Source organism: Lentibacillus sp. Marseille-P4043 (genome assembly GCF_900258515.1).
Taxonomy (GTDB): Bacteria; Bacillota; Bacilli; order Bacillales; family Amphibacillaceae; genus Lentibacillus_C.
Map to the genome: position 1 here is coordinate 3507296 of NZ_LT984884.1, position 20784 is coordinate 3528079.

A 20784-nucleotide genomic window follows, 5' to 3' on the forward strand; every position below is an offset into this window, starting at 1 on the left:
TCCCTCCTATACTCTAGCCATATATATCCAAAATACTGCCACCCACATGATGACGATAACAGCTCCGACAATGCCTACTGAGATTAATGTGCCTCGTAATGATTTCTCGTCTTCAGTTTGTTTTTCAGAAAGATTCGTTTTGGTCGTTTCCATTTCCACCCCTCCTTCGCTTCGTACTATCTATTACACTTACATCATAATCTGGGAGATAATGTGGAGAAGTGAAATGAATCACAAGCAACTGTGATTTTTCTTACAATCGCTTTCAACAATTTAACCAGAACAAACGATTTTTCATAAAGGCTGTTTCAAATAGATTGTTGTTTTTGACACAACAGATATATAATACGACGTAACTTTAGTGTGACTTTCTCTCGTCCTATCTAAAATGAGTGCTAATCCAGCGCTGCGGGAAAATACTCGCTTTCCATGGGGAACGCTTCAGCCTCCTCGGAAGAAAACCACTTCCTGCGGGGTCTTCAGACTGTTCCTTTTCCCATAGGAGTCTCGCATTTTCCCGCAGCTTAGAATAATTTTCTATTCAACTGATAAGAACTATTCTAAACGTTGATTTTATGGGCAATAACCAAACCACTCTATATTCAGAAATTTCCTATCAGCGCAGGCAGAATACGTAGACTCCTGCGGGAAAAGCACGTGTCTGAAGACCCCGCAGCGGCGGTTTCCCGCGAGGAGGCTGAAGCCGTGCCCGCGGAAAGCGAAGTATTCTGCCGGAGCGAAATCTAAGCACTCAATCATCATTAGAACCGGAATAAAAGTCACAAAATAGAAATTTCATTACGTCGCATTCTATATCAACTACGCAATTAAACTTAACAAACATTACGAATAGAGCCTTCAAAAAAAACGAGCATAACCCCTTGGATTAATAGGGTTTGCTCGTTATGGATACTGATTATAAATAGCAACAAATCCGTCACAATTAGAAATCCAATCCTTGTGATTATTGTTGAATAAGTTATTGCTTTAGGGTGACAAAAAGATCAACTTAATCACATTGGTTCACTTTCTATCGATCTTTCTCATACGCTAAAGTATATCTTAATTAAAGGAAAGAATATGATGAACAATCCATTAATTCGGATCGGAAGTATTAAAATTACCAATATGACCGGAAATGCATCAATTACAATTGGGGAAATGACACAGCTAAATCCTAAATATGAAGATCAATCTCAAGGAACCAATTGTGCAATAGGAGATTCTTCCTCATCAGCCTCCATCATGGAAAACAAACAAACGAATGAAGAAAGTAAGGGAAACGATTCATCATCACAATCCGAGAACAAAGTCAATTCTGGCCAAGAGGAAGCCACTATAGGGAGTGCAGCTAGGAGGATAAACAATGAACGATCATTTTATGGTTGGCCCGATTAAAATTGACTCGCAAGCGGGGAACTCCTCCGTTAATTTTGGCGATACTTCCTTTTCAGGTAATACGGTTTACAATAAAAGTCAGGGGAATGCAATCGGAATTGGTGATCCTTCTTCCGTATTTGCCCCAACTAAAAACGGCTGGCTAGATAACGATGCAAATGATCAAGATTCAGGAGGGAGTCCAACGATATCAAATCCTAATCAACCGTAAACGCATGTATGATTTCTTAATGGTTTGAAGGGATAGGACTCATTTATATATATTCCCAAAACTAAACAGACCTGCTCCAATGAATGGGGCAGGTCTGTTAAAACTTTTTTATGAAATAGGTGGGACCTCCAAAACGAGTTGCTTATCAAAGAAATAAAGATACGTTTCTTTTACCGGCTGGTGCCAAATGGTTTCAATTGCTTGCCGGTACAGATTCATTTGTGTCGCATACCGCTTCATAAGTTTCTCTTTCACTTGTTCCGTAACATCGCCATCAATTGCATCTGTCTTGTAGTCTATGATGATCCAGCCATCATCTTTTGGAATAATGCAGTCAATAACACCTTGTACTAACACTTGCTCGTCAGTCTCACTTGCCCATGATGCATATACTGTACTAGCTGGTAATGAGAGGCTAAAGGGTACTTCCCGATGATGATTGGATACCGAAAGCACATACTGACCAATTTCCGTTGCGAAAAACTGTGCAACTGCATGATAATCAATAACCGCTGCCTCATCGTTCGTGAGTATTTCTTTCTCGACAAGTACCTCAACAAATTCCTCTAGCTCAACATCACTTAAAGCCTTTGTAAGTGGAAGATGCTGCATAACGGTATGCATAGCTGTTCCTCGTTCAGCAGCTGAAATGGTTTTCTCCTGTTGCATAAACTTCGGTCGCTTCACAATCGGCGCTTGAAAGGTCTGGACAAGCTGTTCACTGCTATATTCATCCTTTAATTCACGCTGTCGTTTTAGTTCAGTCACTGTTTGCTTTGCCCTTGCCGTTTGAGCTTGCTGGAACGGATATTGATAAGAAAGTCGATTATCAACTGTTTCTGCCAAATCGTCATCCGTTAATGTTAATGGCTGCCAGTTGACGATCGTTTCTCTTAACTTCACATCTGCTTCCGTTGTTACTTCATCCAAATTAGCATATTCACTGCCATGGACAACCGAAACGTTCCATGAAGAAGGGTCAACTTTAATTTCATCCAATATCGCGTCACTTAACTCTTCCGTTCGTAAAACGTCATTTTTTTGATGACGGATTAACGCAGGACCAACCCAATCTAAATAGGTTTTTGATTCCATTCTGAAATGTGCTGGTAAAATCCATCCAGCATGATCAACAATCTTTTGCCACTTCGCTTGTTTCTTTTCAAATGATGCAACATTTGCAACCATCACCAATTTTTCCTTGGCCCTTGTTAAAGCAACATACAAAACTCGCATTTCTTCCGCCAAAAGTTCCCGTAGTTTTTCTTTTTGAAATGCATGGAACAGTAACGTTGGGTAAGTGATACGCTTAATCGGATCAATATATTTACTGGCAAATCCAAGGTCTTTATGCAGCAAATAACGTTGTTTTAAATCCTGCAAGTTAAACTGTTTATCCATCGCACCTAAAATAACGATCGGAAACTCAAGACCTTTACTTTTATGAATCGTCATAATGCGAACAACGTCTTCTTGTTCACTAAGTGCTCGCGCTGCACCAAGATCCTCTCCACGCTCTTCCATTCGTTCGATAAACCGTAAAAAGCGAAATAGCCCACGAAACGAGGTTGTTTCATAACCGCGCGCTCGATCATATAATGCTCTTAAATTTGCTTGGCGTTGCCTTCCACCAGGCATACCGCCAACAAAATCATAAAAACCAGTTTCTCGATAAATTTGCCAGATTAATTCTGATAAGGCCCCTTGCCTGGAAGCAACCCGAAAACTCCCCAATTGTTCAAGGAAGTTCGTAACCTTTTCCGCTGTTTCGCCCATTTCGCGCTTGTAAAACTTTTTCAGTGCATCATAATACGTATGGCGTTTGTCTGCTAATCGGATCAACGCTAATTCCTCTTCATTCAGTCCAACAATTGGGGAACGCAGAACAGATGCAAGCGGAATATCTTGTCTTGGGTTATCAATTATTTTCAGTAGGCTTAGCATGATTTTTACTTCAATTGCCTCAAAGTAACCTGTAGATAATTCCGCATAAACAGGAATTCCTTGTTTTTTCAACTCATCCGTAATTGTTGGCGCCCACGTCATCGACCTTAGTAAAATGACAATGTCACGATATTGCAGATCGCGTTGGCTTTGTGTTGCTTTATCAACAACTTGTAGGGGCTGGCTATCTTTTTGACCAATCCAGCCTTTGATTTTCTCGGCATATGCGCGCGCTTCTAACTGTGCTTTCTCCAAGTCTTGATAATTTTCATCTTCATCAGCCTGTCCCAACGTCTCTTCTTCCGGTGCTTCACGATCGATAATCAATAATTCCGGATCAGCATCAGGAAAATCTTGCGTTTCATACATGTTATTTGCATAGATTAGCTCAGCATCTTTGTCATAGTCGATCTCCCCTACATCCTCATCAAGAATTTGCCTAAAAATATAGTTGGCACCACTTAAAACTTGTTCCCTGCTGCGAAAATTACTTGCCAGGTCAATTCGTTTTGCTTGATCCTCTTCAGTAGCAAAGCGTTTATATTTTTCAATAAATAGTGATGGCTCAGCATGGCGAAAACGGTAAATACTTTGTTTCACATCACCAACCATGAACATATTACCAGGACCCTCCTGATCACTAATCAATGTCAAAATGGTCTCTTGCACAAGGTTCGTATCCTGATATTCATCCACTAATAATTCAGTGAAGTTACTTTTCAAATGATTTGCAACACTGGACGGGATTGGCTGATCAACACTTGAGGCCTCATCAATCAATAGCTGCAAGCAATAATGTTCCAAGTCGGAAAAGTCGACAATCGCCTTTTCGCGCTTTTGTTTCGTGAACCGTGTTTTAAATTGTTTGACTAATTCGGTTAACTGCTTAATAACTGGTGCAAGTTCTTGCATGTCCTCAATGTGACTTGCCAAATCTCTTGTAAACCAGCTTTGCTTCATATCGTTCCAGCGTTTTTTATAGCTATCCCGCAATGCTTTGACTTTTGCCTTTTTCTCTTCATTGCAATCTACCTTTTTGGACGATAATTTTACAAATGAGCTCTCTTGCATGAATGCTTGAAGATCATTCCATGAATCAAGGTGTGCGATGAAGTTTTGCAAATTTTCCTTGTCCGCATCTATCGCATCTGCATAATGATATGGGCCGTCACTTTCACGTGTAAGGTTCAAAGCAAGCTCCATCTCTTCTTCCATTGCCGCCAATTGACTCTTTACTTCCCGTTTGATGATCCCAAGCCATGGTAATTCGTCCTCTGTCCAGTTTTCGGGAACATTATATACATCAGCTAATCTATCAAGCCATACTTCCGGCCATGGATTCTGCACAGCAAAAGTATACAAATCAAGCACCAGATTTTCCACGTCCACATCACTGCGATCACTGGAAAAACGATCGACAACAGCGAAGAAATGTCCTTGTTCTTCCCCTTCTTTGCCATACCATTCTTCAAATAAGTCAGCGATTACTTCCTGCTTCAATAAATCTGCTTCCATATCATTGGCAATTCGAAAGCCTGGGTCAATATCAAGCAAGTATGCATATTGTTTCACGACATCTAAGCAGAAGGAATGTAACGTCGAAATCGAAGCACGTTGCAATAAGGATAATTGCTTTTTCAAATGATTAGATGTTGGATTTTCAGCAAGCGCTTGTTCCAACGCAAGCCCTACCCGATTGCGCATTTCTTGTGCTGCTGCATTAGTAAAGGTAACGACGAGTAATGTATCGATATCAACTGGATTGTCCTGTTTAATTAACTTTTGAATAATCCGTTCCACAAGCACAGCTGTTTTTCCCGATCCTGCCGCTGCTGCAACAAGTACATCACTTCCATCGGTGTAAATTGCCTCTGCTTGTTCCTTTGTCCAGTCAACCATTTATTTCCCCTCCTCTTTACGCAGCTTTTCAATTATTTCATCGTCTTTTAAATCCGTTAATTTCCGGTAATTATTTTCCTCCAAAATTGGGTCAAATTGACAAACGGAATGGAACGGGCAAAATGTACATGCAACATTTTGCTTATGTTGATAAGGGTTTAAATGCACCCCGCCTGCAGTCATATCAATCCCTGCGTTTACCATCAACTGGTGGATGTGACCTTGAAGAACCTGGAACGTATCCTGATCCGCAACCTTTGAACTGTTGTAAAATCCACCGTTTTTCTTCACTCCTGCAGGAACGATTTGACTTGTCCCAGAATCAAGTGATGTATCCATTAGTTTAACGACATCTTCATTGGAAAGAAGTAATCCTTGCATTTTATATTTCTTAAAAATTTCATAATTAATATCTTGATCCGACATCTTTTGTTTTGCAGAAATCATTGGGTTGTGCACGTGAAAATATAGTACCCCTGCTGGTGTTGCCTTCGCACCAAGCCATTGCTCTGACTGGGATAACACCACATCTAAATAGGCAAGCATTTGTAGTGCAAGCCCATAATAGACTTCAACAAGGTTCAGTCCCTTGGCACTCGATTTATAATCAATAATTCGTAAAAATAAACTTTCCTGATCTACCGCCTTATCAATTCGGTCAATTCGCCCGCGCAACATCAATTCAAAACCGTTTGGCAATGATAATGTTATCGGTGAGAGTGTTTGATTCTCACCAAAGCCAAGCTCCAGTCCAACTGGTGAAAAACTACTTTGTCTTGCTTGCTCACTTAATACATAAGCAGCTCTTGCAATAACTTCCTGTAATTTTTGCTGGATGTATTTATAGCGGTTGGAGCTATGCAATATTTGGTGCTGTAAAATCGGCGCCAAATTAGTAACGGCCTTGTGTGCATAGTTATCGGTATCCGTCTTACTCAACTTAGCAAAATCCTTGCCTTCTGCTTGGATCCATTCGGTAATCTTTTTCAATGCTTCATGGAAAAGCTGGCCAATATCCGGTGCATCCAATTTATACGTTTTTCGCTCTTCAAGCCCAAGACTATACTTAGCAAAATGCTGGTAGGAACAGCGATGATACATTTCAAGCCTGGAAACACTTGCTTTTACCTGTTTAGGATACAATTTTTCGGTTGTTTCCTCTGATAGATTAATCGGCCTATTTTGGTAGTACAAACTCTGTAAAATGGTATAAGTTGTCCTGTGTTTTTTGTTATTAGTAATATACCAATTTAACACATGCCACCAAATCGGTTGCACCGGGTAGCCTTTTCGCTGACGGGCAAGTTGAGCTGTTAATGCGGATCTAGTTTTAACCGGTGTGGTAATAAAACGATCTGCTTCGATTAACTCATCTGGATCCTGTAATAACAAGTGCTCACAACAGACAGGGAATAAATCCTCTATACGTTTGATAAGCTGGGACGGCATTTTAGCTTTTCCTTCTTCATCACTTAATGGATAGCTTATCCACATTTGATCACTTACCGCTGTAAAAGCAAGGTACATGTAAAACCAGTCATCAAGCAACTGGCGTTTACTGCTATCCGCTAATTGCAACCCGTGCTCCGCCAGCAATTCACGTTCCCGTTCATTGATCATTCCATCAGACGACGGTTTCATCGGCCAAACACCATCATTAACGCCGAGTAAAAATGCACATTTCATGCCGCTAATCCGCGATCGATCAATCGTCCCGACAATAACATGATCAATACTTGGCGGCACATGAGCAAATTTCAGCGAATCAAAACCTGCATCCAATGTGGAACGAAACGTTGTTAATGACATCGCCTCATCTCCAGCAATTTCCACCATTTCATCAAATAGCTGGATAACAGCGTTCCAAACCTGGTCTTGCTCACGTCCTTTTTCAATTTGTCCAGTATCATCAAAACGGTCTCGAAGGTTTTCCAAACGCCGTGGTACCTGAAGTCTCTCCAACCATTCAAAGAGAACCTGACACATCTCCCTTACCGTCTTCACTTGGCGAATTTGCTCATCAAACGGCCCTACCGCATGAACAACCTGTTTACGGTACGCATTTATTCGTTGCTCGATTTCTTTTTCCGCATCTGTTTGGGCAGCTTGATCAAAACCGCGGAATCGTCTAAATTCCCAATCCTTATCGCTTGTCCACTTGCTTCTTGAACGGATCCCATATTCTAAAACATAATTTTCCAATTCATCGATTGCATCATTTGTTAATGGATACGTTTTGTCAGATGATGGAATAAATCCAGTTTTTAACACCCGAAAAATTGCATCATAACGCCAATTCCCTTCCACGATATCCAATGCTGATCGAATGAGTTCAATTAGTGAATGGTTAAGCATGGTGCGTTTTTCATCAATAAAGACTGGGATATCATAATCACGAAAAATAGTCTCAATCAGATCATGATAACTGTCCGTCTGTCTGATAAAAACAGCTATATCTTGGAAACGATAATTTTCTTCTCGTACCAACCGAATAATTTCCTGTGCAGCTCCCTCCACTTCTGCCCTTGGATGGACTGCCTCAGCAATTTGGATTGGTACATCACCTTGAAATTCAGGGGCTGGACGAACATCGAAATTTGCTTCTAAATGTGCGAAGTGAGGTCTTGCTTTAAAACGTCCCTTCGCTGGATCCAGTACAATCGATTCTTCAAGCGGAATTTGATTTTCTTGGGCAATCGTTTGTAATAATTGATGTGTCTCTTTTGTCTGATAAAATAAATCCAATTCCGAAACAGCCGTATCTTCCGAATTGTCAACTGTTAAGGAAACCGTTACATGGTTAGCCTTTTTCATCAAAGCTTCAACAACATACAGTTCTTTTGGTGTAAAGCGATGAAATCCATCAAAATAGATCTCTGCATCATTCAGTGATGGTGCTTCTTTCACTTTTTCTGCCAATAATTGTAGTTGGTCTTCACTATCAATATATTTGTCTTGCAGATACATCACTAATTTTTCATAGAGGTATGTTAAATCTTCTAGTTTATTCGTTAACGCCACTTCACCTGGTTGTTTGTGGCTAAATTGATTGATTTGTTCCATTTCCATTCTTAATATTTCAGGGGTAATGCTGTATCGTTTGAACTCGGTAATCATTTTTTCTAATTGATCGAGAAACCCTTGCTTTTCCATCGCCTTTTGAAAGACACGCCAGTCCGATGTCTTTTCTTCAATGATTTTCCGAAGCATCATTTGAACACCGACTGAACTAATGAACTGTTTTGTCCCTCCACCAGTTTCTTGTAAAACACGCCAAGCAAGCCGTGAAAAACTCACAACATGGGCACGCGTACTCCCTTGAACCTTCTCATCACGAAACAAAGCATATTCCTGCTGAAAAGTCATTTGATCGGGAACAACATAAAAAATTGGTGACCCTTGTGGATCATCTATCAGCTTTTGTTTGATTTCATCAAGTATCCTGCCACTTTTACCTGTACCGGCTTTCCCCAGTACAAAACGGATCCCCACTGTAAAATCCCCCTTACATGCATCTATCTATCTGAATTTACTTTTTTAGACAAAAATAAAACTCCTCTCTCATTTTATCAGAGAGAGGAGTTTTATTATAGCTATTTGCTAAGGCTTTAAACTTGTCACTAACCGGGCACTTTTGCTTTTGACACTATTTGCCAAGGCTGAAACTTGCTTGGGAAAGTGGCCAGTATTTGACGTCTACTTTTCCGACAAGTTGTTCAACCGAGATGAAACCAAATGCTCGACTGTCTAGGCTATTCTCCCGGTTATCTCCCATCACGAACAATTTATCGTGTGGGACTTGGCTTGATCCGGTTGTTTCCATTAATGAGAAATCCTTTGTAAACGGCTTTTTTTCACTAGCATCTTTAAAAGAATCAAGGAAATCCTCTTCAACATATTCACCGTTAATGTATAGCTTATCATTTTTATATTTTATCTTATCTCCAGGTAGCCCAATTACTCGTTTCACATAATCATCTTGTTTGTTAGCATGAAACACGATAACATCAAAACGATCAACATCTTTCAAATCATAAATTACCTTATTAACCATTAATAAATTTCCATCGTAAAGTGTTGGTTCCATTGATTCACCATCGACAACATAGCTAGCGAATAATACAGTTCGAAAAATAATCGCTAATACGATAGCAAAGAAAACAACTGGAATAATTCTACGATAATTAAACTTTTTCATGTTTGTTTCCTCCAGGGTTATTCTCTTTCTACATCATACCCTGTTCGGAAATCATTTAATCATCATTATCGCTATTGGAAAATTCCTTTATGGTAGTGGTTTTGTGCTGTAACCTTTTTTCAATGTATTTACCCAGTATCCAAAACAATGTAATACATATCCCGACGACTATTGTCCGGACTGGGTTCTCAGCAAACGACATGATACTTACACCAACATATGCCATCGTAAATATCATCACCGATTTTCCTAATATGACAGCTAAGACAAATTGCTGCAGGCTGATTTTTGATAATCCAGATACAATGTTAATGACCGATGAGGGTGAAAACGGGAAACACATAAGTAAAAATAATGGTCCAAACCCATGCTTTTCAAACCACTTAGTTACTTTATGTACCTGTTTGTTTTTTCGTATTGCTTTAAATATCCGCTTATCACCAAGCCTGCGAACGATCATAAAAACAAGAATTGCCCCTAGACTGGACCCTAACCATGATAATAAAAAGCCTTCTAATAGACCATACGCAGCAGAATTTGCAAAAACAAAGACAACTAACGGTAAAAACGGCAAAAAAGCTTCAAGAAAAGGCAACAAGATACCTGGTAGCGGTCCCAATTTTTCATAATCACTCAAAAGTTGTTCAATATATTCATCTAATAAATCATTTTCAATTATCATTCTCCAATTAGCTATGCTGATGTTTAATACATACATTTAGTTAAGATCCCCTCACACATATTACGAGCATGAATTTTACTGTTTTTTAGCTTTACATACTTTTATTTTAATGTAAACAGTGAAATATGCATAGCAAAATCCAACGTTTTTGCCTCTTTCTTTCCATTATTAACAACTTTGCTATTTTTAAATTGTATTTTTAATTCATTTTATCATATAATATAAATAGAACAACTGTTCCTTATGGAGGGGATTTTTTGCGCTATCTTAATGATGAAGAATTAGAGGTTGCTTCGCGCTTTTTGTTTCTGTCAATGGCAATTATCGTGATTCAACAAGATGTTCAGCATATCCAGACGGGGTCGTTTAAAATTAAGGAGCCCTACTTAAAACTATTGGAGAAGATGACTACTGAAGCAACAAATGAACGAAGAAAATTACGCAATGAGATGACGAAAAAAAATATATCAATTGTTACCTTAAACCACAATGATTCCTTTTCTTCTTATCTTTTCGTTTGTCAAGGTCGTGAAGAGCAACGAAACTATTTTAATCCAGCAATTCGTAAAAAAGTTGAAGGAATTATTCAGGAACTTATGCATAAGGTTCTGCCACGATATCAACAGCATGCTTCCGTAAATACCTGAACCGATTATCAAGTAAATAGCGAAATTGTGCTGTTCGTTGTACCTGATTCAATACCGAACCATATGAAATATCCAAAATAACTTTTTTGCCTGTTTTAAACAACAATTCTGTATGTTGATTCGAAGCTTTATTTACTTGGTCAATATGGGAATGTGCAATCCATGAACATTTAGGACTTGACGGTGATGTTGTTGGAAAAAAATACATGCCGCTAGCCGGATCAATAGCAATCGGTGCTTTATGGGTAATACCACAAATATCTCGAGTTCCGTCTTGTCTGCCTTTTAGACTAGCACCAAAGAATTTACAGGCGTAATCAACGATTTTTGTAGGGCTTTGTTCAGCAAATATTTCTTCTTGTTCTTCTAAAATACATGTTGAAACTTTCCCTGCTTCACCCTTTTGGACCAAAATCGCCATTGTTAGAGGAGTAATTTCGTATGCAGGTTCATCGTAATAATTATTCATCATTTTTTACATCCTTTCCATGTTAAATGAAAAAGAAAGAGGCTTATTTACTAATTTAGCAAATTTTCTAGTAAAAAGGTACCAAAAAAGCTAATTTTCGAAAAAGTTCACAAAGTGTTCACAAGTTCGTATTAGTTAAAGGCAATGTTTGTTGCTTTTTAAATTTCGTAGTTGATAGAAAATACGACACAGATTGTGATGGTTGCTGGATTGCCGTTCCGGAAATACACTTCGCTTTCCGCGGGCGGCCGCTGGAGTCTACGCATATTTCCTCCACTGTTTTATCTTTTCGACTACCATCTATTACTCATGGAATATAAATACGAATAAGATAGGTGATTGGAGCGGAGGGCAGTCGACTCCTGCGGGAACAGCACGTATCTGAAGACCCCGCAGGAAGCGGTTTTTACTTCCGAGGAGGCTGAAGCCGTGCCCGCGGAAAGCGACTGCCCGCAGTGGAAATCACGTTGCTGTTATTTCACAATTTATATCTATTGAGAAAAAACAGCATTAAAAACGGCTTAGTAAAATAACGATGCTCTGGCACAACAATATCCAGAGCATCGCTTCTCTTACATTTCGACCTTTTCTCTAAGGTTTTTTCGTAAAATTTTTCCTGTTGTATTCTTCGGAAGTTCCTCTAAAAACACTATTTTAGTCGGAACTTTATATTTTGCCAAGTGACTTTCGCAAAACTCATGTAGTGCTTCTTCTGTTAGTGAAGGGTCGTTTGCTACGACAAAGCTGATAACCGCTTCCCCTGAATCTGGATCTGGCATACCAACAACGGCTACTTCTGAAATACTAGGATGTTCGTACAATACTTCCTCCACTTCACGTGGATAAACATTATAGCCACCAACTAAAATCAGGTCTTTTTTACGATCCACGATGTAAAAGTAACCCTCATCATCCATTCGTGCCATATCCCCAGTGTAAAGCCAACCATCCTTTAATGTAACAGCCGTTTCTTCAGGCATTTTATAGTAACCTTTCATCACGTTAGGGCCTTGAACAACTAACTCACCAACTTCCCCAACTTCCACTTCTTCGCCAAATTCATCAACTACCTTATTTTCAACATTTATAATATTTTTCCCAATTGACCCAGGCTTTCTTGGCTGATCTAATGGATTAAAACACGTAACTGGAGATGCTTCAGATAATCCGTATCCTTCTGAAACAACAACATTAAATTCTTTTTCAAATTCTTTTAATAAAGCAACTGGCATTGCTGAACCGCCGGAAATACATAAACGAATCCCTTCTAGATCTACATTGCTTCCTTTGGCCTTCATTCCTTGTGCGGTTTGAAGCAAATAATTATACATTGTTGGTACACCAGCAAAGATCGTTGGTTGATGCTCTTTCGTAATTTGGAACACTTCTTGAGGTGAAAATTTCGGCATAATAATTACTGTTCCACCATTCATGAGCGGTGCATTTAATGCAACTGTTAAACAAAAGACATGAAACATTGGTAATGCTGCAATAACGCGATCCTCACCATTAATCGTTAAATAATCTGCTACATCCTTTGCATTGGAATAGAGGTTTTTATGGGTCAACATCGCACCCTTAGGCTTTCCAGTGGTTCCAGACGTGTATAATACAATCGCCATATCGTCCTCATCAAGTTCTGGTGCGGAGAATTCAAAGCTTCCTTCTTCAATTAATTGTGTAAACGATTTCAATTTTGTTGACAGCGGGCTACCTTCAAGCGTTATCTCCGGGTTCGTTTCACAAGATATGTAATGTGTGACATCTGGTAATTTATCAGCTATTGCCGCAAACTTGTCCAGTAATACATCCATTGTAATGACCGCTTTCACGTCACCGTTTTTTAAAATATAGGATAGTTCATGTGGGGTGTACAACGGATTTATCGGAATAACAACAGCACCAAGGCGAAGTGCACCATACAACCCAATAACATAATATGGACTGTTGCCTACTACGAGCGCAATATGATCACCTTTTCGATATCCTAACTCATGTAAACGAGAAGCAAATTTTGCCACCGCCCCCTCTAGTTCCTGGTAGCTTGTTTTGTTGTCTTGAAATACAAATGCCGTTTTCTTTGGATGATTTTTTGCTGTAATTGCCAATTGATCACTTAAATTCACTTTTAAGCCTCCTCAATAACTATGAATGAGTAATCATTCATTATATGCGATAAAATTCATATTAATTATAAAATACAGACAACATTTTTTCAAGTGTAAGCGATCCCAGTCGATGGTAAAAGTTCATGAAAAGGCCTGTCCTCCCGATTCGGAAAGACAGGCCTTTGGTAAACTTAATACAGCAAATTAATAAAGTCTTCTTTTGTTATTTTTCCAAGATAGTGTGGTACATCAACATCAGCTAAGGCTTCTTCGATCGCCTTCCGTTCATGACGAACACCGATTAATTTCTTTTCTACTTCTGATACCTCACCGATACCGAAGAAATCACCATAAATTTTACAGTTCTCAATAATGCCCTTTTTGACATCTAAACGGATATCGACCAGCCCAGCAGGAAATTTATGTGAAGCTTGAACGTTAAATGATGGTGATTTACCAAAGTTCCAATCCCAATTTTGATAACGTTCTTTGGAAATTTGATAAACATTTTCCCAGTCTTCTTCCGTTAATTCATATCGAGGAACATCTTTAACATCTTCTACATCAAAAATGTACCTTAGAATCAGCTCTTTAAATTCATCCATGGTAATTTTTTCATCAAGAAACTCAGAAATATTGGCAACACGACTGCGAATCGATTTAATCCCTTTTGACTCAATTTTTTCTTGCTTAACATTTAATGCAGAAACAACATTTTCAATTTCTGAGTCAAGCATTAACGTGCCATGGCTGAACATGCGCCCCTTTGTTGAGAACATGGCGTTACCGGAAATTTTACGTCCATCAGCTGCAAGGTCATTTCTCCCTTTTAACTCTGCTGGAACACCAATCTTATTCAGTGCTTCTACTACCGGTTGCGTAAATTTTGCAAAGTTTTGGAAGCTATCCCCATCATCTTTTGTAATAAAACTGAAATTCAAATTCCCTTCATCATGGTAAACTGCTCCACCGCCGGATAAGCGACGAACTACTTTTATACCATTTTCGTCAACATAATTGGTGTTGATTTCTTCAACTGTGTTTTGGTTTCGACCAATGATAATTGATGGACTATTAATATAAAAGAGTAAATATGTATCTTTTTCCCCGAAGTTTTGCAAAATATATTCCTCTAACGCCAAGTTGATACTTGCGTCTGTAATCCCTTTATTGTCGATAAATTTCATTGCTTAAACCCTCCCGCAAATATTTGTCCAAATCTATTGTAATCCAATTTTGACGGGCAATCAAAAGATAGATACGCGCTATTTTTTCCAAACGAGTCCTTCATCGGCCAACTGGATGGTACCGTTATAATATTGTTTGGCTTCACGTACTAATTCTGTTACATCTCCATAGTGTGGCAAATGGCTCAACATCAGTTCACCAACACCAGCTTCATTGGCGATTGTGGCCCCATCCTTGCTATTCATATGACCAGCATTTGAACCATCTTGATCGGCATAGAAGTTACAATCAGTAATCAACAAATCAGCACCATTGGCAAAATCGCTCCATGCCTCTTTATACGTCGTGTCCGCGGTATAAACGATTACATTTTCACCATCCGTGATTCGCATACCATAACACGGAACAGGGTGGTCTGTTTTAAAAAATGTAATGGAAAACGGCCCTACCTTAAGCTCTTTATTTGGATCATAAGCAATGCCTTCCGTACATTCATGTGTTAATGATGCAAATCCTTGCTGATCCTCCATATGCCCATAAATTGGTAAAATCTCCTTTGCTTCACGCAAATACGACTGGACAAGCCATGCATATTGCAACACACCAATATCTGCTACATGATCATGATGATAATGGGATAACACCACCGCATCAAGATCCATCACATTTTTGTAATTTTGCAGTTTAGCTAAGGAACCACTTCCAGCATCAATTAATAATGTAAAATCATCTTTTTCCACCATATAAGCGGATGTCGCACCATTTGCTGCAGGGTATCCACCCCAAAAACCTAAAACAGTTAATTTCATTAAAAACACCTCAATTTAAAATTTGTTGTAACACACTATTGACAGCCTGCATACTGTTATAATACAATACAGTTACTAATACAAAGGAGGATGAACATGGAAAACATCGTTGAATTTTATAAAAACTTACCAAAGAAGAAATGCCAACAATGTGGTGGCGATATCAACGAAAAGGCAGATTGCTATGGCAACATCTGTGACGAATGTGATCATCCAGCACGCTAGTATTAAATAATCGCAATAATAAACAAATCGTGTACGACACACTGTACTATAACATTATAACCATTCCTACTGAGCAGCTATCCATTTAGCTGTTTATTTTTTTGTACTAAATTCTTATAAAAACTCGGCAGTTACCTCGACTTTAACAGATACAGGCTTATTCTTATACTTTAGTCCTATGGAATTTTATACTTTCATTAAAATGTGAAAAATCATACCATTCATGCAAATTTTGTATTATACTATTAATTAGGGTATCGAAATAATAGAATTGGAAGGGGAAACGAATATGACAACAACAACTAGCGCAAAAAGATTGCAACGATCTGAAGTTTCGATTGAGCAGACATGGGATTTAAGCGATTTATTTTCATCGGAAAAGACTTGGGAAGACGAATTAACAGCTATCCAATCAGATATTCATAACGTTACCAACTACAAGGGCAAATTAGGAACCGATGCTGATACATTGTTTAACGGACTTACAACACTTGAAAACATGGAAAAAAGGATCATACGTGTGGCAACATATGCTAACTTACGTGCAAGCGCTGATGGATCCAATCCGGAAAATCAAGCTAATTCCGCAAAAGTTTCGTCCATGTTAGCAACAATTGGCGCTGAATTATCATTTTTTGATTCCGAATTATTAACGTTACCAAAAGCAACAATTGAACAATTTATGCAGGAAAAAACAGAACTGAAAACATTTGAGAAAAAGTTAACGGATTTGCAAGAAAAAAAACCATATACCCTTGCACCCGAAATTGAAGAAACCTTAGCAGCTCTTAGCGAGGTTCATGATGCACCATATATGATTTATCAACGCAGCAAATCATCCGATATGGAGTTTGCCTCCATACAGGATGAAGATGGAAACGAACTTCCAATGTCGGCTGCACTTTATGAAGATCGTTATGAATTTACCGCTGATACGGGTGTTCGCAGGCAGGCCTACCAATCATTCACCAATACGTTGAATCAATACAAAAATACATATGCAGCAACATATGCTACCGAAGTTACAAGGCAAGTAACCATGTCACGGTTACGCGGATATGAATCAGTGACCGATATGCTTTTACACGGGCAACAGGTCACCCAAGAAATGTATCATAACCAGTTAGATGTCATTCAAAAGGAATTAGCGCCACATATGCGCAAATTCGCCAAATTAAAGCAACAGGATCTTGGTTTGGAAGAAATGCGTTATTGTGATTTAAAGGCACCACTAGATCCAGAATTTAACCCAAAAACAACTTATGAAGAAGCTACATCGACAATTGTTGAGGCACTAAAAGTCATGGGTCCTGAATATAGCGAAATCATAAAAAAAGGTATCAATGATCGTTGGGTCGATCGTTCCGATAACGTTGGAAAAGCGAATGGTGCATTTTGCTCAAGTCCATACGGTGTACATCCATATATTTTAGTAACATGGACAGACATGATGCGTGGCACATTTATATTAGCACATGAATTAGGACATGCTGGTCATTTTTACCTTGCCGGGAAAAACCAATCGCTCGTTAATACACGCCCATCAACTTATTTTGTTGAAGCACCATCAACTTTGAATGAATTACTACTTGCCAATCACTTAATCGAGAAGTCAGATGACAAACGGATGAAACGTTGGGTAATCAGCCAGCTACTTGGTACCTACTATCATAATTTTGTTACCCATTTACTAGAAGGAGAGTTTCAACGTCGCATTTATGCTCTTGCTGAAGCTGGCACACCATTAACTGCAAGTGTTTTATGCCAACAAAAGAAAGAAACAATCGAAAACTTTTGGGGTGATACAGTTAAGGTTGATGAAGGTGCAGGCTTAACTTGGATGCGCCAGCAACACTATTACATGGGACTGTATCCATACACCTATTCAGCCGGGTTAACTGTTTCTACTGCAATGGCACAGATGATTCAAGAGGAAGGAAAACCTGCTGTTGATCGCTGGTTAAACGTTCTAAAATTAGGCGGAACCATGAAACCACTTGATTTAATCAAACAAGCTGGTGTCGATATGTCTAAGCCCGATGCAATTAGAAATGCAGTCGCATATGTTGGAAATCTTGTGGATGAATTAGAAAAAAGTTTTGACTGAGTAGTAAAATGAAGTTGTCCCATTTAATGAAGGTGATTTCCTTTATTAGGTGGGATTTTTTTGGGGAAGATGTTCTTCGGTCATGGGTTGATGTTCCCGCTCTCGGGTTGATGTTTCCTCGCTCGGGCTGATGTTTCTCCATTCGGGTTGATGTTTTCTCCCTGGGGTCGATGTTTTCTCCCTGGGGTCGATGTTTCTCTGCTCGGGTCGATGTTTCCTCGCTCGGGTTGATGTTTTCTCCCTGGGGTTGATGTTTCCCTGCTCGGGCTGATGTTTCTCCATTCGGGTTGATGTTTTCTCCCTGGGGTCGATGTTTTCTCCCTGGGGTTGATGTTTCCTCGCTCGGGCTGATGTTTCTCCATTCGGGTTGATGTTTTCTCCCTGGGGTCGATGTTTTCTCCCTGGGGTTGATGTTTCTCTGCTCGGGTTGATGTTCCCGCTCTCGGGTTGATGTTTTCTCCGTGGGGTTGATGTTTCCTCGCTCCCGCCGATGTTCCTGCTCTCAGGCAACATAAAAAAACAGCAGCACCTAAAAAGTGCTGCTGCCTCTTATTTCAAAAATGTTAACACATCTGCAACTGCTTTTTCACCTTGTTCGATACAATCAGGCACACCGATACCTTCATAAGAGCTACCAGTTAAAAATACTCCAGGCAATTGCTCGTTCGCTTGATCACGAATTTCAGCGATTCGTTCTTTATGCCCTACTGTGTACTGTGGCATTGCATTTTTCCATCTTGAAATAACACTGAACTCAGGTTCTTGCGTTATATTCATTGTTTTGTTCAAATCATTTAGAACAATATCAACGATTTCCTCATCCGATAAATCTACTACTGACTGATCGTTCGGTCTACCAACATAACAGCGCAATAAAACTTTTCCATCTGGTGTTGATGATGGCCACTTTTTGTGTGTCCATGTACAGGCAGTAATTCGAAAGTCGCTATTTCGCGATACAACGAATCCAGTTCCATCAATATCTTTCTTAATTGCTGATTTATCAAAAGCTAACGCGACATTTGCGACAGAGGTTGCTGGGATATCATTAAATATCTTAAAGAAATCATATTGACTAAACATTTTTGGTACCGTATAATGCGGTGTCGCCATTACAACAGCGTCAGCTTTGCATACTTCTCCATTGCTAAGCAACACGTGATAGCCATGATCTTTCTTTTCAATATGATCCACTGCCGTATTCAGTGAAACGATATCGCCCAACTGTGATTGAAGTTCTTCAATCAATGTCTCAAATCCACCATCAAACGATAAAAACATTCCTTGCTTTTTCTTCTTTTTCTTAGTTGGTTTAGGGGATGTTTCCCGTAACCCTTTAATCAAGCTACCATACTGTTGCTCCAGCTGATAAAAGTTAGGGAATGTTGCCATCAAACTCATGTCATCTATATCCCCAGCATAAATACCTGATAATAGTGGTTCAATCACATTCTCTAATAACTCATTCCCAAACCGGTGCCGGAAAAATTGACCAAGTGATTGATCGCCTTGTTCCTTCCCTTTTGGCAATGTGTAGTCCAAGCTAGCACGCATTTTCCCTTTCCAGGAAAACATTCCAGATAGAAGAAACGGACGGATTTGTGTTGGGATCCCCATATTAAAACCGCTTGGCATTTTATGAAGCTTATTCCCTATTAATATATAGGATTGACCTGTTCCATTTCGTACAAGTTTATCACTAATTCCCAGGTTCTCAACAAGTTTTACTGCAGGTTTTTTTCGTTCTAAAAACGAGTCTGGACCTTGTTCAATTGTAAAGCCATCACGTCTATATGTTTTAATTTTTCCACCTAATCGATGACTTGCTTCTACTAACTTCACATCATATGGTAATTTATTTGCTTCAATTTCTTTTTGCAAATAATAAGCCGCGGTTAACCCTGTAATGCCGCCACCGACAATCACGATTTGTTTACGATCGCTCATTCCGCTTCACTTCTTACTTTTTTCTTCACAACATTAGCTAGTGTATCGATAAATTTCGGATGCGCATTTGGCATTTCCGGACGATAGTAGTTTGCACCTAATTCTTCACAGACTACTTTGCACTCATAATCATTATCATATAAGACTTCCAAATGATTGGCGATAAATCCTACAGGTGCGTAAACAAAAGTACGATACCCTTTTTGTTCGTAAAGTTCTCTTGTTAGATCTTGAACATCTGGTCCAAGCCAAGGATCAGGTGTGTTTCCTTCACTTTGCCAGCCGATTTCATAATTATTTATCCCTGTACGTTCTGAGATTAATTTAGCTGTTTCTTTTAATTGATCTGGGTATGGATCACCATTTTGTAAAATTTTCTCTGGTAAGCTATGAGCAGAAACAACCAAAACAGCATTTTCTTTTTGATCTGCTGGCATCTTGTCATAAACAGCATTAATTTGCATTGCCCAAAAGTCGATAAAGGCAGGTTCGTCATACCAACTTTCCACAGATACAATACTAGGTTTGCCATATTTTTTAGCTGCTTCGTTTGCTCTTGAGTTATATGATTTAACACTAAAAGTTGAATAATGTGGTGCTAAAACAAGTGATACAGCTTCTTCTATTCCATCGTTTGCCATTTGTTCCACTGCATCTTCAATAAATGGTTCGATGTGCTTCAATCCAATATATGCATGAAACTCGTATTCTTCCTGGGATTCATTTAATTTTGTTTCCAGCGCCTTTGCTTGATCCTCGGTGATTTTGGCTAATGGGGAAATACCACCAATTGCTTTATACCGATCTTTTAAATCCTGTAGCATTTCATCCGTTGGTTTTCTTCCGTGACGAATATCGGTATAATATCGTTCAATATCCTCTTCTTTGTACGGTGTTCCATATGCCATAACTAGTAATCCCATTTTCTTTCTTTCCATTTTCTACACCCTTC

The 20784-nt window shown here is 39.1% G+C and carries 17 protein-coding genes; 5 read left to right on the plus strand and 12 right to left on the minus strand.

What is annotated here, in order from left to right; genetic code table 11:
• Window positions 1-6 precede the first annotated feature (6 nt).
• Window positions 7-153, minus strand: coding sequence for a cytochrome c oxidase subunit 2A (locus tag C8270_RS17465; RefSeq protein ID WP_106498066.1), 147 nt, complete (start codon window positions 151-153; stop codon window positions 7-9).
• 930 nt (window positions 154-1083) lie between these two features.
• Between C8270_RS17465 and C8270_RS17470 the strand changes: the two genes are divergently transcribed.
• Complete coding sequence (locus C8270_RS17470; protein ID WP_158701762.1) at window positions 1084-1398, plus strand: spore germination protein; 315 nt, start codon at window positions 1084-1086, stop codon at window positions 1396-1398.
• Window positions 1367-1609, plus strand: a complete 243-nt coding sequence (locus C8270_RS17475; protein ID WP_106498068.1) for a spore germination protein — start codon at window positions 1367-1369, stop codon at window positions 1607-1609. Before C8270_RS17470 ends, C8270_RS17475 begins: the two co-directional genes overlap by 32 nt.
• A 108-nt stretch (window positions 1610-1717) precedes the next feature.
• On the opposite strand, the gene addA is transcribed toward C8270_RS17475, so the two are convergent.
• The 4 genes from addA to C8270_RS17495 form a co-directional block, all read right to left on the minus strand.
• Window positions 1718-5452, minus strand: coding sequence for a helicase-exonuclease AddAB subunit AddA (addA, locus tag C8270_RS17480; RefSeq protein ID WP_106498069.1), 3735 nt, complete (start codon window positions 5450-5452; stop codon window positions 1718-1720).
• Window positions 5453-8944, minus strand: coding sequence for a helicase-exonuclease AddAB subunit AddB (gene addB, locus C8270_RS17485; protein WP_106498070.1), 3492 nt, complete (start codon window positions 8942-8944; stop codon window positions 5453-5455).
• Between the two features lie 154 nt (window positions 8945-9098).
• Window positions 9099-9650: a signal peptidase I gene (gene lepB, locus C8270_RS17490; RefSeq protein ID WP_106498071.1), complete on the minus strand. Its 552-nt coding sequence runs from the start codon at window positions 9648-9650 to the stop codon at window positions 9099-9101.
• A 55-nt stretch (window positions 9651-9705) separates the two neighbouring features.
• On the minus strand, window positions 9706-10368 hold the full coding sequence (locus C8270_RS17495) for a TVP38/TMEM64 family protein (RefSeq protein WP_106498072.1): 663 nt from the start codon (window positions 10366-10368) through the stop codon (window positions 9706-9708).
• A 221-nt stretch (window positions 10369-10589) separates the two neighbouring features.
• Here C8270_RS17495 and C8270_RS17500 point away from each other — a divergent pair, with 221 nt between their 5' ends.
• The gene (locus C8270_RS17500; RefSeq protein ID WP_106498073.1) at window positions 10590-10979 is read left to right on the plus strand and encodes a hypothetical protein; all 390 of its coding nucleotides are present in this window, start codon (window positions 10590-10592) and stop codon (window positions 10977-10979) included.
• On the opposite strand, the gene C8270_RS17505 is transcribed toward C8270_RS17500, so the two are convergent.
• From C8270_RS17505 to C8270_RS17520, 4 genes are all read right to left on the minus strand, one after another.
• Window positions 10927-11448, minus strand: coding sequence for a competence protein ComK (locus tag C8270_RS17505; RefSeq protein ID WP_234028587.1), 522 nt, complete (start codon window positions 11446-11448; stop codon window positions 10927-10929). The two genes, C8270_RS17500 and C8270_RS17505, sit on opposite strands and share 53 nt — an antisense overlap.
• A gap of 572 nt (window positions 11449-12020) precedes the next feature.
• A complete protein-coding gene (locus C8270_RS17510) occupies window positions 12021-13574 on the minus strand; it encodes a fatty acid--CoA ligase family protein (RefSeq protein WP_106498075.1) in 1554 nt (517 codons plus the stop codon).
• Between the two features lie 173 nt (window positions 13575-13747).
• Window positions 13748-14743 carry a lipoate--protein ligase gene (locus C8270_RS17515; RefSeq protein WP_106498076.1) on the minus strand — a complete coding sequence of 332 codons (996 nt, stop codon included), beginning with the start codon at window positions 14741-14743 and terminating at the stop codon, window positions 13748-13750.
• Between the two features lie 78 nt (window positions 14744-14821).
• Window positions 14822-15553, minus strand: coding sequence for an MBL fold metallo-hydrolase (locus C8270_RS17520; RefSeq protein ID WP_106498077.1), 732 nt, complete (start codon window positions 15551-15553; stop codon window positions 14822-14824).
• Between the two features lie 96 nt (window positions 15554-15649).
• Here C8270_RS17520 and yhfH point away from each other — a divergent pair, with 96 nt between their 5' ends.
• On the plus strand, window positions 15650-15778 hold the full coding sequence (gene yhfH, locus C8270_RS17525) for a protein YhfH (protein WP_106498078.1): 129 nt from the start codon (window positions 15650-15652) through the stop codon (window positions 15776-15778).
• A 289-nt stretch (window positions 15779-16067) separates the two neighbouring features.
• On the plus strand, window positions 16068-17885 hold the full coding sequence (gene pepF / locus C8270_RS17530; protein WP_106498079.1) for an oligoendopeptidase F: 1818 nt from the start codon (window positions 16068-16070) through the stop codon (window positions 17883-17885).
• 45 nt (window positions 17886-17930) lie between these two features.
• On the opposite strand, the gene C8270_RS17535 is transcribed toward pepF, so the two are convergent.
• Genes C8270_RS17535 through hemH form a run of 3 tightly spaced genes read right to left on the minus strand, consistent with a single transcriptional unit; the run spans window position 17931 to window position 20770 of the window.
• Window positions 17931-18395 carry a hypothetical protein gene (locus tag C8270_RS17535; RefSeq protein ID WP_158701763.1) on the minus strand — a complete coding sequence of 155 codons (465 nt, stop codon included), beginning with the start codon at window positions 18393-18395 and terminating at the stop codon, window positions 17931-17933.
• Window positions 18396-18434: 39 nt separating this feature from the next.
• Window positions 18435-19832 (minus strand): protoporphyrinogen oxidase, encoded by a 1398-nt coding sequence (hemY, locus tag C8270_RS17540; RefSeq protein WP_106498081.1) that lies wholly within the window; start codon window positions 19830-19832, stop codon window positions 18435-18437.
• Complete coding sequence (gene hemH, locus C8270_RS17545; RefSeq protein WP_106498082.1) at window positions 19829-20770, minus strand: ferrochelatase; 942 nt, start codon at window positions 20768-20770, stop codon at window positions 19829-19831. The genes hemY and hemH overlap by 4 nt, the downstream gene beginning before the upstream one ends.
• Window positions 20771-20784: the final 14 nt, after the last annotated feature.

Excerpts from the sequence above, each read along its gene's own strand:
- addA (WP_106498069.1), bottom strand. The coding sequence starts at position 5,452 with ATGGTTGACTGGACAAAGGAACAAGCAGAGGCAATTTACACCGATGGA.
- C8270_RS17520 (WP_106498077.1), bottom strand. The coding sequence starts at position 15,553 with ATGAAATTAACTGTTTTAGGTTTTTGGGGTGGATACCCTGCAGCAAAT.
- yhfH (WP_106498078.1), top strand. The coding sequence starts at position 15,650 with ATGGAAAACATCGTTGAATTTTATAAAAACTTACCAAAGAAGAAATGC.
- C8270_RS17495 (WP_106498072.1), bottom strand. The coding sequence starts at position 10,368 with ATGTATGTATTAAACATCAGCATAGCTAATTGGAGAATGATAATTGAA.
- C8270_RS17505 (WP_234028587.1), bottom strand. The coding sequence starts at position 11,448 with ATGAATAATTATTACGATGAACCTGCATACGAAATTACTCCTCTAACA.
- C8270_RS17465 (WP_106498066.1), bottom strand. The coding sequence starts at position 153 with ATGGAAACGACCAAAACGAATCTTTCTGAAAAACAAACTGAAGACGAG.
- hemY (WP_106498081.1), bottom strand. The coding sequence starts at position 19,832 with ATGAGCGATCGTAAACAAATCGTGATTGTCGGTGGCGGCATTACAGGG.
- pepF (WP_106498079.1), top strand. The coding sequence starts at position 16,068 with ATGACAACAACAACTAGCGCAAAAAGATTGCAACGATCTGAAGTTTCG.
- lepB (WP_106498071.1), bottom strand. The coding sequence starts at position 9,650 with ATGAAAAAGTTTAATTATCGTAGAATTATTCCAGTTGTTTTCTTTGCT.
- C8270_RS17515 (WP_106498076.1), bottom strand. The coding sequence starts at position 14,743 with ATGAAATTTATCGACAATAAAGGGATTACAGACGCAAGTATCAACTTG.
- hemH (WP_106498082.1), bottom strand. The coding sequence starts at position 20,770 with ATGGAAAGAAAGAAAATGGGATTACTAGTTATGGCATATGGAACACCG.
- C8270_RS17470 (WP_158701762.1), top strand. The coding sequence starts at position 1,084 with ATGAACAATCCATTAATTCGGATCGGAAGTATTAAAATTACCAATATG.
- C8270_RS17475 (WP_106498068.1), top strand. The coding sequence starts at position 1,367 with ATGAACGATCATTTTATGGTTGGCCCGATTAAAATTGACTCGCAAGCG.